Source organism: Adonisia turfae CCMR0081, from assembly GCF_011009555.1.
In the GTDB taxonomy this organism is placed as follows: domain Bacteria; phylum Cyanobacteriota; class Cyanobacteriia; order Phormidesmidales; family Phormidesmidaceae; genus Leptothoe; species Leptothoe turfae.
In genome coordinates, this window is the sequence record NZ_QXHD01000004.1 from 3,405,631 (window position 1) to 3,418,854 (window position 13,224).

At 48.1% G+C, this 13,224-nt stretch carries 15 protein-coding genes; 8 read left to right on the forward strand and 7 right to left on the reverse strand.

Features of this window, described 5'->3' with window-relative positions; genetic code table 11:
* Both hisG and DXZ20_RS18870 read left to right on the forward strand, forming a co-directional pair.
* On the forward strand, positions 1-586 hold a 586-nt coding region (gene hisG, locus DXZ20_RS18865; RefSeq protein WP_163703542.1), incomplete at its 5' end, for an ATP phosphoribosyltransferase.
* A 70-nt stretch (positions 587-656) separates the two neighbouring features.
* Positions 657-2,480 carry an ABC transporter ATP-binding protein gene (locus tag DXZ20_RS18870; protein WP_163699846.1) on the forward strand — a complete coding sequence of 608 codons (1,824 nt, stop codon included), beginning with the start codon at positions 657-659 and terminating at the stop codon, positions 2,478-2,480.
* Positions 2,481-2,568: 88 nt separating this feature from the next.
* Here the strand turns inward: DXZ20_RS18870 and DXZ20_RS38535 are convergent, their stop codons facing one another.
* Complete coding sequence (locus DXZ20_RS38535) at positions 2,569-3,789, reverse strand: pre-peptidase C-terminal domain-containing protein (RefSeq protein ID WP_163699847.1); 1,221 nt, start codon at positions 3,787-3,789, stop codon at positions 2,569-2,571.
* A 99-nt stretch (positions 3,790-3,888) separates the two neighbouring features.
* On the opposite strand from DXZ20_RS38535, the gene DXZ20_RS18880 reads away from it, so the two are divergent.
* Together DXZ20_RS18880 and DXZ20_RS18885 are read left to right on the forward strand one after the other, a co-directional pair.
* Complete coding sequence (locus tag DXZ20_RS18880) at positions 3,889-4,437, forward strand: HD domain-containing protein (RefSeq protein ID WP_163699848.1); 549 nt, start codon at positions 3,889-3,891, stop codon at positions 4,435-4,437.
* Between the two features lie 93 nt (positions 4,438-4,530).
* Complete coding sequence (locus DXZ20_RS18885) at positions 4,531-5,520, forward strand: ankyrin repeat domain-containing protein (RefSeq protein WP_163699849.1); 990 nt, start codon at positions 4,531-4,533, stop codon at positions 5,518-5,520.
* 134 nt (positions 5,521-5,654) lie between these two features.
* On the opposite strand, the gene DXZ20_RS18890 is transcribed toward DXZ20_RS18885, so the two are convergent.
* Positions 5,655-6,590 (reverse strand): IS5 family transposase, encoded by a 936-nt coding sequence (locus tag DXZ20_RS18890; protein WP_163696824.1) that lies wholly within the window; start codon positions 6,588-6,590, stop codon positions 5,655-5,657.
* A 538-nt stretch (positions 6,591-7,128) separates the two neighbouring features.
* Here DXZ20_RS18890 and DXZ20_RS18895 point away from each other — a divergent pair.
* Entirely contained in the window at positions 7,129-8,070 is a 942-nt protein-coding gene (locus DXZ20_RS18895; RefSeq protein ID WP_163699850.1) for a DUF6602 domain-containing protein, read from the forward strand.
* 375 nt (positions 8,071-8,445) lie between these two features.
* Here the strand turns inward: DXZ20_RS18895 and DXZ20_RS18900 are convergent, their stop codons facing one another.
* From DXZ20_RS18900 to DXZ20_RS18920, 5 genes are all read right to left on the reverse strand, one after another.
* Complete coding sequence (locus DXZ20_RS18900; protein ID WP_163699851.1) at positions 8,446-8,898, reverse strand: hypothetical protein; 453 nt, start codon at positions 8,896-8,898, stop codon at positions 8,446-8,448.
* 189 nt (positions 8,899-9,087) lie between these two features.
* Positions 9,088-9,570: a hypothetical protein gene (locus DXZ20_RS18905; RefSeq protein ID WP_163699853.1), complete on the reverse strand. Its 483-nt coding sequence runs from the start codon at positions 9,568-9,570 to the stop codon at positions 9,088-9,090.
* 316 nt (positions 9,571-9,886) lie between these two features.
* The gene (locus DXZ20_RS18910; protein ID WP_163699855.1) at positions 9,887-10,687 is read right to left on the reverse strand and encodes a BRO family protein; all 801 of its coding nucleotides are present in this window, start codon (positions 10,685-10,687) and stop codon (positions 9,887-9,889) included.
* Positions 10,688-10,867: 180 nt separating this feature from the next.
* On the reverse strand, positions 10,868-11,152 hold the full coding sequence (locus DXZ20_RS18915) for an XRE family transcriptional regulator (protein WP_163699857.1): 285 nt from the start codon (positions 11,150-11,152) through the stop codon (positions 10,868-10,870).
* A gap of 3 nt (positions 11,153-11,155) precedes the next feature.
* The gene (locus DXZ20_RS18920) at positions 11,156-11,425 is read right to left on the reverse strand and encodes a helix-turn-helix domain-containing protein (protein WP_250565830.1); all 270 of its coding nucleotides are present in this window, start codon (positions 11,423-11,425) and stop codon (positions 11,156-11,158) included.
* Between the two features lie 166 nt (positions 11,426-11,591).
* On the opposite strand from DXZ20_RS18920, the gene DXZ20_RS18925 reads away from it, so the two are divergent.
* The 3 genes from DXZ20_RS18925 to DXZ20_RS37620 all read left to right on the forward strand — a co-directional run.
* Complete coding sequence (locus tag DXZ20_RS18925; protein ID WP_163699859.1) at positions 11,592-12,074, forward strand: hypothetical protein; 483 nt, start codon at positions 11,592-11,594, stop codon at positions 12,072-12,074.
* 13 nt (positions 12,075-12,087) lie between these two features.
* On the forward strand, positions 12,088-12,402 hold the full coding sequence (locus tag DXZ20_RS18930) for a hypothetical protein (RefSeq protein ID WP_163699861.1): 315 nt from the start codon (positions 12,088-12,090) through the stop codon (positions 12,400-12,402).
* A gap of 47 nt (positions 12,403-12,449) precedes the next feature.
* A partial coding sequence (locus DXZ20_RS37620) for a helix-turn-helix domain-containing protein (protein WP_250565831.1) occupies positions 12,450-13,224 on the forward strand: 775 nt, incomplete at its 3' end.

Consider the following 13,224-nt stretch of genomic DNA (forward strand, 5'->3'; position numbering starts at 1 on the left):
AGGGGCCGGGTTAGACTTCAGTGGATTTTTAGACAGCAGCAACCGCCAGTTGCAAATTCTTGAAAGCAGCGGTCGCGCCAAAGGCCTATTGGTAAGAGCTCAGGATGTCCCAGTCTATGTCGAATACGGTCAGGCTCAGCTCGGTATCGTTGGTTATGACGTGCTCTACGAAAAAGAGCCCAATGTAGCTCAGCTCGCTGATTTAGGCTTTGGCGGCTGTCGTTTTTCTGTGGCGGTTAAGCAAGATGGTCCCTATCGTTCTGCCCTGGACCTGCCCCCCCACTGCCGCGTTGCCTCCAAATTTGTCAATAGCGCCCGTCGCTACTTCCAAAGCATTGACTTGCCCGTTGAAATTATCCCTCTGTATGGTTCCGTAGAATTAGGCCCCATCACCGGCATGTCCGAAGCAATTGTGGACTTGGTTTCCACAGGACGTACGCTAAAAGAGAACAACCTGATGGAGTTGGAAGTGCTGTTTGAAAGCACGGCTCGGTTGGTGGCCCATCCTTTGAGCTATCGTCTGAATGTGGATAATTTGAGCGAGTATGTTGATTTGATTCGACAGCAATTGACGGTGGCGGCTTAAGTACTGTTTTTTGACCGTTTTTTGTAGGGGCGCACCGATGTGTGCCCTTCTTCCCTTCTTTCTCACCCCAATGGTTTCTCCTTCCGTCACAACTCCCCGCAAGGGTTCAACTTACGATTGGCAGCTTTTCCAGCGCCTTCTCCCCTATATTCTTCGGGAGAAAAGGCACCTGGTGTTACCCCTGCTTTTACTGGTTCCACTGGCCTTTGCCCAGGCATTTCAGCCAGTACTAATTGGTCAAGCGATTTCGCTCGTTGGCCAAGAATCTGGAGCCTGGAGCTTTTTAACAGAGCGGTCTCTGCAAGAAGGGTTAAATATCCTGATTGTGCTGTTGCTGTTATGCATAGGCACCCGACTAGCCCTGGATGGCTGGCAGAGTTTTTTGGTGCAAAAGGTGGGGCAGGACATCACCCGCAATATTCGTAATGACATGTTTCACCATGTCATGGCCCTATCGATGCGATTTTTTGATCGCACGCCTGTGGGTCGGCTGATCACCCGTTTGACTAGCGATGTCAATGCCTTGGGAGATGTGTTTTCCACCGGGGCAATCGGCATCTTTAGCGACATGTTTTCGATCGTGGTGTCGGTGGTGCTCATGTTGCTGATCGACTGGCGCTTGGGCTTGATGCTGATGTTGTTGCTGGTGCCTGTGACAGCCATTATTATTTATTTTCAGCAACAGTATCGCAAAGCCAATTATCAGGCCCGTGAGGAGCTGTCGGCACTGAATTCAAATTTACAGGAGAATATTGCCGGCATTGAAGTAGTTCAGCTATTCCGGCGTGAGAGTTTTAATGCCAATCTGTTTCGAACTACCAATGAACGTTACATGCTGGCGGTGGATCGCACCATCTTTTACGATTCGGCGGTATCAGCCACATTGGAATGGATCGCGTTGGTTGCGATCGCCAGTGTTCTTGGTTTTGGTGGCTGGCTAGTGCTGGGCGAGAACATGGAAATCGGCACCCTAACCACGTTTATCCTGTTTGCTCAGCGGTTATTCGAACCACTGCGCCAGTTTGCCGATAAATTCACCGCCATTCAAGCTGGATTTACTGCGGTTGAGCGTTTGAACGATTTGTTAGATGAACCGATCGACATTAAAGATAGTGATGATCCGGCAGTGTTGCCCGAACCCACTGACGAGAACGATAATGTCTTACCAGGTGAGATTCGCTTTAACCATGTGAACTTTGGTTATAAAGCCGATGAATATGTTTTACGTGATTTAGATTTCACCATTCGCCCCGGTGAGAAAGTGGCATTGGTCGGGCCAACAGGAGCCGGAAAAAGTTCAATTATTCGCTTGCTTTGTCGCCTGTATGAAGTCAACGATGGCCAAATTTTGCTCGATGGCGTTGATATTCGTGACCTGGCCCAGAGCGATTTGCGCCAGCGCATGGCCATCATTTTGCAAGATGGATTTATCTTCTCTGGAGACGTAAGTAGCAATATCACCTTGGGTGAAGAATACACCCCGGCGCAGATTCGCCATGCCGCCGAATCCACCAATGTGGCCAGCTTTATCGAACAGTTACCCCAAGGCTATGACACCCTGTTACGAGAGCGAGGCACTAATCTTTCCGGTGGTGAAAAACAGCTATTGGCCTTTGCCCGTGCAGCGATCCGGAACCCTGGCATTCTGGTGTTGGATGAGGCAACCGCAAACCTGGATGTGGGCACAGAGGCGAAGATTCAGTCGGCCTTAAATACGCTATTGGAGAACCGAACAGCAATTATTATTGCCCACCGCCTATCGACAATTCGCAATGTGGACCGCATTTTAGTGTTGAAACAAGGACATCTGGCAGAACAGGGTAGCCACGATGAACTATTAGCCGCAGATGGTCTCTATGCAAGTTTGTATAAGTTACAAATGTTGGGCCAATAAGTGCCCTGGTATTGCAAGGCATCCATCTCCCTTGCCCAGTTTACTCCTCGCAACTGTCGACGATTGCCGTTAGCGAATACTTTCCAGTTTACTCCTCGCAACTGTCGACGACTGCCGTTAGCGAATACTCTCCACCCCAATAACCATAGGTGCCGATATACCAAAGGCCACTGCTCAATGCTGGCCGAGTTTGACTGTTCACGGTAATCGTTTCGTCGCTACCATTTAACCAGGGACGAAAGTCATATCTACCCAGGGTAGGTTTGTCGTCTTTCCTCACATACAGGTCCACATCACCCGCTGCTGCTTCAGTGCCGAGCATTTGCAACTCCAGTTGAGCGGTCCCATCAGGTACATCAATATAATAATGTTGCCATTCGTCGTTGCTAACTCTGCCTGTGATTGGTTGGCAGCTCATCAGTGGAGGTGCAATACCGGTCTCTTCAGCAATCAAAAAGTCTCTAATAACAGCCATATGTTGCATGTTGCGAGCACCGCTGTCGTTGCGACGAACAGGTGCGACATCTGATAGGGGAGAATAAACACGGCTGTCAAAGACTAGGCCATTAGAAAATGTATTCTCTCCAATGGTGACGGGCACTTCATATTCTTGCAAATCAACATCGGCAAAAACCCAATCATAGGGACGACGACGGCTTGAATTAGTATCGCCATCCCCATTTTGATCCACGGGATAGGGAGGGCGAGTATTGACCACCGTTCCTAGAGTTCGCAATGCGGTTTCTGTGATATTACGAGTATTTAGATCTCCACCAATGACCAATAAGTCTTCGTTAGGCACATTATCTTCAACAAACTTGATTAAAGCATTGGCTTGAATATTGCGTGTATTTGCACTCCGGGTGAGAAAGTGAACACTGATGGCCCATAGATCTTGGTCCCCCGGCAGATCAATCTTGGCCCAGGCAAAGTCACGGTTGCTGACGGCGGGATCATCCCATTCCCCCGAGTCAAGGATGGGATAGCGGCTGATGACACCGTTGGGGATTTGGGCATCGTCTTCTCTGTAATAAGAGAACTCGTCTCCAAAGGTGCTTTTAACCCAGGCTGTAATGTCGCTATCAGAGTTATTGCCAATGTTAAATTCTTGGATTAAAACAATGTCGGGTGTTAATCCTTGAAAGATGCGAGTACCTTCGCCTGGATCGTACGATTGGCGATTGCCACTGCTCGTGTTGGCAGCCATAATGCGCAGGGTGGTTTGGGAGACCGCTGGTTTTGCCATCAGCATAGCCAGGACCAGGGCGAGTAATGATACAGGAGATACACGCTGAGTTATGGGGGGCACTATGGTAGTTTCCTCAATGGAGAATACTTGTGTTGTAACTAGTCTGTAGGTAGTGTGCCCCGAACCTATCAACTTTATTTGCATTGTGGGTGTTTCGTAATGACCCTATGGACTCCGGATATGTATACCAAGGCATGGAATTTTGCGGCAGATGCCCATAGGGGGCAGCGGGTACCGGGGACGGAACGACCGTACATTAACCATTTGGGAAATGTGGCCATGGAGGTGATGCGGGCCATTGCGACCACACCGACGGTGCAGCAGCCGGATTTAGCGGTGCAGTGTGCATTGTTACACGACACGATTGAGGATACGGCGATGACCTATGGGGTGATTGCGGCTGAGTTTGGGCCAGACGTGGCGGCTGGGGTGTTAGCCTTGAGTAAGGATGCTGCGCTGCCGAAGGAGGCGCAGATGGCAGATAGTTTGCAGCGGATTCGGCAGCAACCTGAGGCGGTATGGATGGTGAAACTGGCGGATCGCATTAGTAATTTGCAGAAACCGCCGAAGCATTGGGGAGTGGAAAAGATTCGGCAGTATGGAGTTGAGGCAGAGATGATTTTGGAGGCGTTGGGGGAGCCGAATGCGTGGTTGGCGCAACGGTTGGCAGAGAAGATTGTTGCCTATGGGGTGTATGGTGCGATGTGAAGGAAAATGCTACCCGTGGGTGCTAAGTTTATAACTAGGCTTGTATAAGCTGTTGCTTAGCTGTAGTTCTAAATTGATTTTAGGCTTCATGATATGCCAGTATCTCAAGCTACTAGAAGACGGATTGTCTTTCTGGTCTTCATTGCCCTAGTCCTCGGATTTTATCGGTTTCGCTGGGGAATACTTGGCCTCGTCAATATTGGGCCACTCTCCCAGGCGTGTGAAAACATAGAAGTGCTCAATACCTATTTGAGCACTGGTGGAAGTCCCTCAGCTTATCTAGGTCGTACACCATTAATTATGTGTGCGACAGAAAAGGAAAACTATGAAGTCGTGTCTAAGCTGATTGACTTAGGAGTTAATGTCGATGCTGGCAAAAAACGTCCATATGTACCGATTATTATGGATTCGAGTACTGGAACAACAGCCTTGGATGTGTCAGTCAGAGCGGGAAATTTTGAAATCACAAAGTTGTTGTTTGAGAATGGAGCAAATGTGAACTGGGCAGACAATGTATCTGCTTCACCTCTCAATCTTACAATCGTATACAATCGACCCGAGTTTTTAACATTGTTTTTGGAGAATGAAAATACTATCTATGAGTTTGATGAAAGTCGAATTGTTGGCGCAGCCCTTGACGGAAATCTGGCGATATTCAGGGTTCTATTTGAAAAAGGCGTTCATCTGGAAAGGATCCATGAGTCTGCATTAGCAGGTGCGGCATCTAAAAATCATATACAACTCGTCAACTTTCTATATGAGCAAGGCATTTCTGTTGATGCAAAAAATAGTCGAACAGGACAAACTGCACTTCACCTCCCTGCTAAATTAAATCACGTCAAGATGGTTGAGTTCCTGATCGATGTTAAAGCCGATATTAATGTCAGAGATAATAGAGGAAATACACCACTGCATTATGCAGCTATGTCAAATCATGATGAGGTTGCAAAAATATTAGTTGACAATGGTGCAGACACAAATCTTGAAAACAAAAAGGGCAAAACGCCTCTTGAAGTCTCAATCGAGAATGATAGTTGGGCCTGCGAAACCCAACACCCCGCCAATTGTTCTCGCGATCATTAACCGATGAATTGAGATTGCATGTATCTCAACCATTGGCAAATTACCGACACACAGAAATTGCAAATTTTATATATTCCCTCGGCTTTGGTGCGTGAATATTCTGTCAGACAGATCAGTCCTTTAGGAGGTCGATCTTAGCCTTCAACAGGGTAGCTGTCCGGCATCCCCAAGTGAGTGAACTGGTTGATAATTGAACATTCCAACAGTAATTCTGTCGTTTGATTCTCAATACATCGTGCAGACACGTCACCTGTGAAAATGGTTTTGAGTCGATACATCATGGTTTCACTCAAAGACCGTCGATGATAGTTAATCTCTTCTTTCCAGGTAGACCGTCCCTTTTTGCGAATAGCTCGTAGGTTTTCGTCGCGCGGATGAGGGTCCCCCTTGCGATTGCCATGGAACCAAATTTTGGCATCCTTCCGGGGAGGAATGGCTGCGGTTGCTTCGCGCTCATCAATGGCATCGTAGCAATAGGTGCGGTCGTAGGCCCCATCGGCACTCACTTGGTCAATATCGTCTGGAATTTGGTCCAATAGATCTGGCAACACCTCGCCATCACTCATTGAATTTGAGGTGACGACGGCAGCCAGAATCTCTCCGGTGTGCTCATCGACCCCCAAATGTAGTTTGAGCCAGGTACGACGTTTACTCACCCCGTGCTGACGGGTTTTCCATTCCCCTTCTCCATACACTTTAATACCCGTACTATCGACCACCACATGACGACCACCGGATGCAGGCTTAGTCGGTACGTCAATCGTTAGCGTCTTTTGGCGACGCGACAGGGTTGTATGCACCGGTAACTCGACCGATACTCCCATCAGCTCGAAGATAGACCCCGCAAAGCCAATTGTTTGACGTAAGGCCAGCCCATAAATCACTTTGAAGGTCAATAACGTTTGAATGGCTAAGTCACTGTACTCCTTGGAGGCTCCAGGTTTCTCTGTCTTTTGAGTGGTTTTCCACCCGGCAATCACCTCATCACTCAGCCATAAGGTCAGACTTCCTCGCTTCACCAAGGCGGCGTTATACTCAGACCAGTTGCGGAGTTTGTAGGGGCGTTTCATCGGTACCGTGTTTGTGTGGTAACTGCACTTTACCGGCTTCTATGGCTCCGCAGCTACCTTATTCACGCACCAAAGCCATTTTCAGTTATGAAATTGACAAGCAAAATCGTATCAAGCAATACACCAAGTATCATAGATGGCATGCATTGCCTGCTATATTTTCAGATTTTAGATGTTTATTTCGCATAAAAAACCCTCATTTGCTGATTTTCAGAAGTTATATACAAATTTTGATGTTTTTCTCAATTCTCTCAAAGAAGTGAGAAAAATCTCTTAATCCCCTGCATAACTCCAATAAATTCACCATAAGCACAGAATTACTTAAGTTAGCCTTCTAGATTGGTTGCCTCCATTACACCAACGCTCATCTAAAAGCTTGAGGAAATATACAGAAGCTTTCAGGCGATCGCCCAAATCTGCATGCTAGGTTGGGCGATGTCTAGCTGATCTATTGAGTCAGGGGATTAGGGAGAAAGTTTCTCTCTGATGAATTGTTATGCGTCAGATCCGACACTGAATAATATTTATACAGGTAAGCATGAGTCCCAACGCAGACACCGACGACATCTCACTAGCTGCCACTACGCGTTGGTTCGCAAAGACAACTCAAGAAATCCAAGATGATTACATTCGACTGCATGCTGCGGCACGTCGTGACCCACAAAAGGCAGGGCATGAGGCAGAAGCTGCTTGGAAGTCCATCCTTGAGCTTTGGCTGCCACCTCATTACGAAGTCGGAACACGAAAGTATATTCTTCCCGACACCAATGTTGAAGGGGGCGACGATCGTAAATGCTTTGAGACAGACATAGTTGTTTTTAACCCAACTTACCCAAAGCCATTACGCAAAAAGTCCGAGGTACTTCCCGGGGGAATTCTTGCTGCCTTTTTTGTTCGTTTGACCGTAGATGCCGATGGGATACGTGACGCTTCGCGCCGCGCCGCGATACTCAAGCGATCCACAACCGTTCGTCTCAATACCCCGAGGCTGCACCTGCAGGGTCCCTTCTCTGTCGGGCTATTGGCGCATTCTCACGACTGGAAGGCTGATGGTTCGACTCCCTTCGAAAACGCCAAAGCCAACCTTGAAAGATTTAATCGCAAATTCGCTTTGACGCCACGTGAAGTTCTCGATTTTACGTGTATCGCAGATCTTGCTCTTTGGACTACATCACATTGGATAAAGTTGCCCCAAACCGTTGCTGTCTCCACCAGTAGCGCTGGCCCAAGTGCCAACACTTCTCCAGTGGCACGACTAATGATGCAACTGATATATCGTCTATCATATGTTGATCCTACCCTGCGTCATTGGGCATTGGGGCTACTGGCAGCCCTACCAGTTGGTGTAAACAGTCAGGTTGACTGGCGTCATTGGGACATCACAGACGGTCTTCCATCACGAGTCATAGAGGACATCCAGAAAAGAGGATTTGACAATATCGGAGGTGGTCAGAATGATTGGCAATCAGTCTTTGCGTAGTAACAGAATAGAATCGCAGCGTAATCGGGATAGGAAAAACTATCACGAATCCTTTCTTACTTCAACAACCCCAGCAGCCTCTCCGACCACTTCAGATGCTGGTAGGTAGTCATGCTAATCATCCCAACGCCTCGATTAGAAAACTAACGAACGTTACGGCTCCAAGGAGGAGGAGGATTCCCAAAGATGCACTACGCAGTGGCCTTTTGGTGAGATACATACTCTAAATAGCAATACTGACGTTAATCCCTTGCCTTATTTAAGTGCGACGTATGACTAGCGAGATCGCACTCTAAACCCAAACCGATTCCCAACCTCTCTACCAACTTAGACCCTGATTCTACTCACCTTTTCATCGGTAAGTCACATATCTACTTACATATAATCAGTATCTGGATCGTCCGGATCCAGTACCATGATCCGGAAACCATCGGCTAGATGCTTGGTATTTAAGGTTTCAGCGATCGCTGGTCGTTTCATCACATCAGCCGCTGCTTGGAAATACATTGCTGCTATCGTTGATTCTTCTGATGAATCCGACATGTCGCCTGCTTCGGAATATTCTGTCGCCATCGCCTCGCACAAGTCCTCAACTTCAGGCCATTGGCCATCCTCCTGATGTGAGAAGTTATAGTTGGGCCAACTGGCGATATCATCCTCAAAAGCATCTTCTGAATCATCTCCGACATAAAAAGCGGAAAGCTCAATAGAGGTATGCCAGGGAAAAACACCAACATCCAAAAGCTTGAGGGTACGATTTTGGTCAATCTCGGCAAGCTTAACCAAAATGGCTTGTTCTAGCGATGATTTCCATTCTTCAAGTGCCATGTCGGATGTAAATGAACAGTCTGATACCCGATAAAATTTAGTTCTTCATGTATTAGCAAGACAATGAACTATCCCCGTCTTATTCAAGATGAGGATAGTTCATTGATATATCGATAATCGTCATAACGATTGTTAGGCATTGAAACACTGGTCCTCTAAAGGATGAAGGTTCCATTACGCGATCGCACCCTATACTCCAACCGATTCGCGATCGCGTACTTCATCAAACTGCTCAGGCTTGAGTCCCATTAGTTCCAACATTTCATCAGGGGCGTCAGCCAAGCTTGGAATAATCATCTCAATCCATGGATTATCAGCCTCAGGCAACGGCTGATAATCGCACCAACACATTACGACTTCCGTATACTCTGTGCCTACTGGAAGGTCTGGAAGATAGCTTTCTACCCGAGTAACTACCCATGGCCCAGGGCGATGATGTGTCGATCCAGCCGCCTCACGCTTATTCAGAGGACGGGAATATGCAGATGGGTCTGACTTGTACTCAGAAAGTCGGCAGCCCTCCTCCGGGGCTTCTCCGTCAGGGCTACAGTCAAAATGCTGGGCTAATAAGCTGTGTAATGATTCCTGTCCGTCAGAGGCGATAAGCCTTGAGGTGTCCTTGGCATCGTCACCACTGTTGGCATAAAAGAGGTATGTCCGCTGATTAGTCATCGTCTCTATCTCCCTGGGTAAGGTCCATACGATTTTGGCCAAATTGGCAGTTGCCCTTAAACACGCAGTTGACTTTCAATAGCGCACCAGGCATGGAAGCGCTAGGCAGTGGCTCAGAGCGAAGCAACGTCCACTTCCGAAGTTTAGCCATATTAGCGCAGTCCATCCTGCTGCATGCAGGCCACCTAGAAGTATCTGATTCTGGATCGTATGTCATGCAAAAACCTCACACTGAATTAACTATACAGACTGAAAACTTGAACCCGTTACTGACGTCAGTAACATGATTGAAATGAACAACCTATAGGGGTTTCGACTACTCCCCCACCAATCTTTGACGCTGCCCTCTAGCACCTTGGAAGTTCTGATCCAACACGCTCAGCATTTCTCTGGGTAATTTCTTGGTGATGTGTGCTGCTGGTTCATGAATCCATTGAGCCTCATTAATACCCATAGACGAAATCCACTGACGACAGGCATCGTTAGCTTTTTTACCTTTACCGAAGCCGTACCGCTTTGACAGATCAGTAATGGTCACACCATCGTATTTCTCGGCACGTCCATGAGCATCAAGAATGACGGTCACGGGTTTTTCTACTTCAATGACAGCATCATGCTTACCAAACGTGATAGCAGGAAGAGCAGGATTGATGTTAGCCAGCATCTGAGAGGCCGATGCTAAGCGTTCCTGAGATTGAGACAGCGCCAACTGAAGACGAAGCTTTTCTAGTTCGGCATTCTGGGCAGGCACAACGGTCTCAGCTTCTCTGGTCTTGGCTGCAAAATAAGCTTGAGCTGCTGCGATCGCAGGTTTGCGTGGATCACCATTCATAGCGGTGAGGTAGCAGGCATATCGAGAGAGGTAATAATCCTTCTGCTCTAACATTGCTCCATTGCCACCTTCGATCTCATTACTAAGGTCAGTAAAGTGTTCAAAAGCATTGGCACCAGAGTTTTCGCAGGCAATCTTACCCTTCTTGACTAAGGTGTGAAAATTCTGCCATTTGACATACTCCAATGGCTCTTGAAGCTCTCTAGCGATCCAATATTCTTGACCATTAGCATCAACATGCCGCAGTCGTTCAAAGATGTTCTCTGCGATAACGATTCCAGTCATTCTTCAATCCTCATTATTAATGTGTTGCATTCACCATTCCGAAACTCTTTTTCCTTCTGTCCCTTTAAAATTCCAGTACCAGCAGCACGTCCCCCGACCGCTGCCGACTGCTCTATTTCGTTGCAAAAATCTGTTGCCGCTATTATAGCGAGAAAGCAGGGAAAAGAGAGAGGAATGCAATCAAAAAAGAGTGCTTTCTTTTTGATTCTCTTTTGACTTTTGGGCGCTGTTTGGGCGGTACTCTATCAGGTCTGAAAACGACAGCGGGTAAAGTTCTAATTTCTCTTTGTTGCCCAGTGCAAGAATCGCATCCATAATCCGGTCAACGCGATCTAACTTGGGGGTTTTGGCTCCTGATCGATATTCAGAAATTAGAGCATCACTTTTTAAGCCGAGATATTCGGCCAGGGCAACGTTGCGCACGTTGTAGCGAGCTTGCACTTCTTTGAGCTTGAAAATGATCATGGGTTAGCCTCCAGTGCCAGAGTCTTCAAAAGAGACACCAAAATTAGCCCCTAGCACCTTTTCTATTTGCCTTAGTGTTTCGAGTGGCAACACCTTAGTTTCTTCGCTTTCAATTTTGTACCAGTTCGCAGAAGTCATGCCAGCGTCTGTAGCGATTTTGTTTACAGACAACCTGCCCAGTGCCTCGTCTTGCAATTTTTCCCTAGCTTTTTTGATTTTAGCCCCAAGCCCAGGGAAGTCGACATCCTTGCGAACCTTCATCATTACGGCCATTAATTACCACTCCACTATAAATTGACAGTTACAATTAAGTTATAAACTATCAATTGACAATTATCAACCGACAATTTACAGTAGAGACATAAGCAAAGGCCCATTGCGTACCGTCCAAAGTCTGCAATGAGCCCCGCTGACCCTAACCACTACGCAATTAGAGCCAATGCAAACTCTAACTCAAAACCCTCTCGAATTCCGTCAGGTCCACAATACGGAATACCGTCTATTTGTCGATGGCCAGAACGTTGGCGCGATCGCATTCAACATTACGGCGATGCGTTGGGAGTACAGCCCATACGGCCAACCGGTCCGCGCCGTCGGCACCTTGGAGTACTGCCAGGATGTGGCAACCGATGAATTAATGCCCAACCCCGAACCTTTAGCCAAGGTCATCACCAAAGGCCCCAAGAGTCGTCCCAGCGGGTTCTATTCCGACTGCAAGTACATCAGCCGTAACCGAGTCCAACGCATCACCATCGGCGGTCTGGATGGCAGCTGGACTGATGAGTTGTGGGTGCCTCTGAGTCTGGCGAATCAGCTACGGATTGGAAGCGTGGTTGTACCTCATCGCCCGGATGGCCCCAATGGAAAGCTTTACCTGAAGTGGCCTAAGGCTCCCGTCCGTCGTTCGGCAGTAGCTGCATAGGGAGGGCGTAACGATGACACACTTCACCCTACAGGTAACCGAAGACGGCTACATTGCGGCGTTTCCTTCCCGCATGAACCATGGGGTTTCTTATGAGTCTCTGCCCTGGCCCACACCAGAGCAGGCCGTTCAGAGTCTGACCGATGACTACGACTGGGATAGCCAGGTCGGTGAGGCGATGGATGCGGTTCGACCTGTGATCGAACAGTACGGGGCGGGGCTGATCATTGATGCTTTGCTTCGACTGGAAGAGGTGCTATCCGACGTTGCCCTGCATGAAGCCAAAGGGGCATTGGAAGTCACCCAGAAGATTATGGACCGCTATTAATCCACTGCCATCAACACCGGTTCCTTCGGGGGCCGGTGAGTTGTGCTATGTCAGAACTCAGCACCATACGAATTTATAGCCGTCTGCTGGATACCTGTGAGCAGGCCAGGCTATGGCACGTCTTACGAGCCCTGGATACCGAGGGCACTGGACGTGTCTATTTTGGTGTGTCTGACATGGCATTCCTCATGGGCGTCAGCACCAACACCATTTACCGATGGCTAAAGGCAGGCCTCGGTGTTTGGTGGCGAAGCAGACGACGCATTGATGGTCAGGTAGAACTTTATCTATCGGGTATTACCAAAGTGGCCTGTGCATTGGGTGTGGATGGGTTGGGTGCGATCGCAGACGTTCCCTTATCTGAACTCACCCGTATGGGTAGCAAAGCATTAGCGACAGCCTTAGAAGCCGAGTACAGACAACGACAGGCATACTGGGCAGCCAAGAAAGCCAAGAAGGGCCAGGCGAAGAAATCAGTTTTTGATCCACACGACGCCGCATCCTCTGACAGTTTCCCAGGGGCAAAGGGCATGGCAGTGGTGAAGGACGGGTTTCAGATTCCAGGTGCTTCAGTGGCAGGCATTGCTAAAACCGTTGGGCGATCGCAGTCCACTATCAAACGACGACTTAATAACCGATGGCGGATAGACCGAAACATTGATCCTATCCAGAAGAAGAGAGTAGCGACTGAACTCAATGATCCTGAGTTGTTATTCAGACTCAAAGAATCGGGCATTGGGTTTGTGGTTCAAGAGAATGCATTGGGATGTACCCGAGTGCTTAAGGTGCTGAGCTCATCGGCCTCTCTCAGATTGCTGGTAT

Bases quoted from the DNA above. Each gene is read 5' to 3' on its own strand.
- DXZ20_RS18880 (WP_163699848.1), top strand. From the start codon at position 3,889: ATGACCCTATGGACTCCGGATATGTATACCAAGGCATGGAATTTTGCG.
- DXZ20_RS18885 (WP_163699849.1), top strand. From the start codon at position 4,531: ATGCCAGTATCTCAAGCTACTAGAAGACGGATTGTCTTTCTGGTCTTC.
- DXZ20_RS18870 (WP_163699846.1), top strand. From the start codon at position 657: ATGGTTTCTCCTTCCGTCACAACTCCCCGCAAGGGTTCAACTTACGAT.
- DXZ20_RS18915 (WP_163699857.1), bottom strand. From the start codon at position 11,152: ATGATCATTTTCAAGCTCAAAGAAGTGCAAGCTCGCTACAACGTGCGC.
- DXZ20_RS18895 (WP_163699850.1), top strand. From the start codon at position 7,129: ATGAGTCCCAACGCAGACACCGACGACATCTCACTAGCTGCCACTACG.
- DXZ20_RS18930 (WP_163699861.1), top strand. From the start codon at position 12,088: ATGACACACTTCACCCTACAGGTAACCGAAGACGGCTACATTGCGGCG.
- DXZ20_RS18925 (WP_163699859.1), top strand. From the start codon at position 11,592: ATGCAAACTCTAACTCAAAACCCTCTCGAATTCCGTCAGGTCCACAAT.
- DXZ20_RS18905 (WP_163699853.1), bottom strand. From the start codon at position 9,570: ATGACTAATCAGCGGACATACCTCTTTTATGCCAACAGTGGTGACGAT.
- DXZ20_RS18900 (WP_163699851.1), bottom strand. From the start codon at position 8,898: ATGGCACTTGAAGAATGGAAATCATCGCTAGAACAAGCCATTTTGGTT.
- DXZ20_RS18910 (WP_163699855.1), bottom strand. From the start codon at position 10,687: ATGACTGGAATCGTTATCGCAGAGAACATCTTTGAACGACTGCGGCAT.
- DXZ20_RS18890 (WP_163696824.1), bottom strand. From the start codon at position 6,590: ATGAAACGCCCCTACAAACTCCGCAACTGGTCTGAGTATAACGCCGCC.
- DXZ20_RS18920 (WP_250565830.1), bottom strand. From the start codon at position 11,425: ATGGCCGTAATGATGAAGGTTCGCAAGGATGTCGACTTCCCTGGGCTT.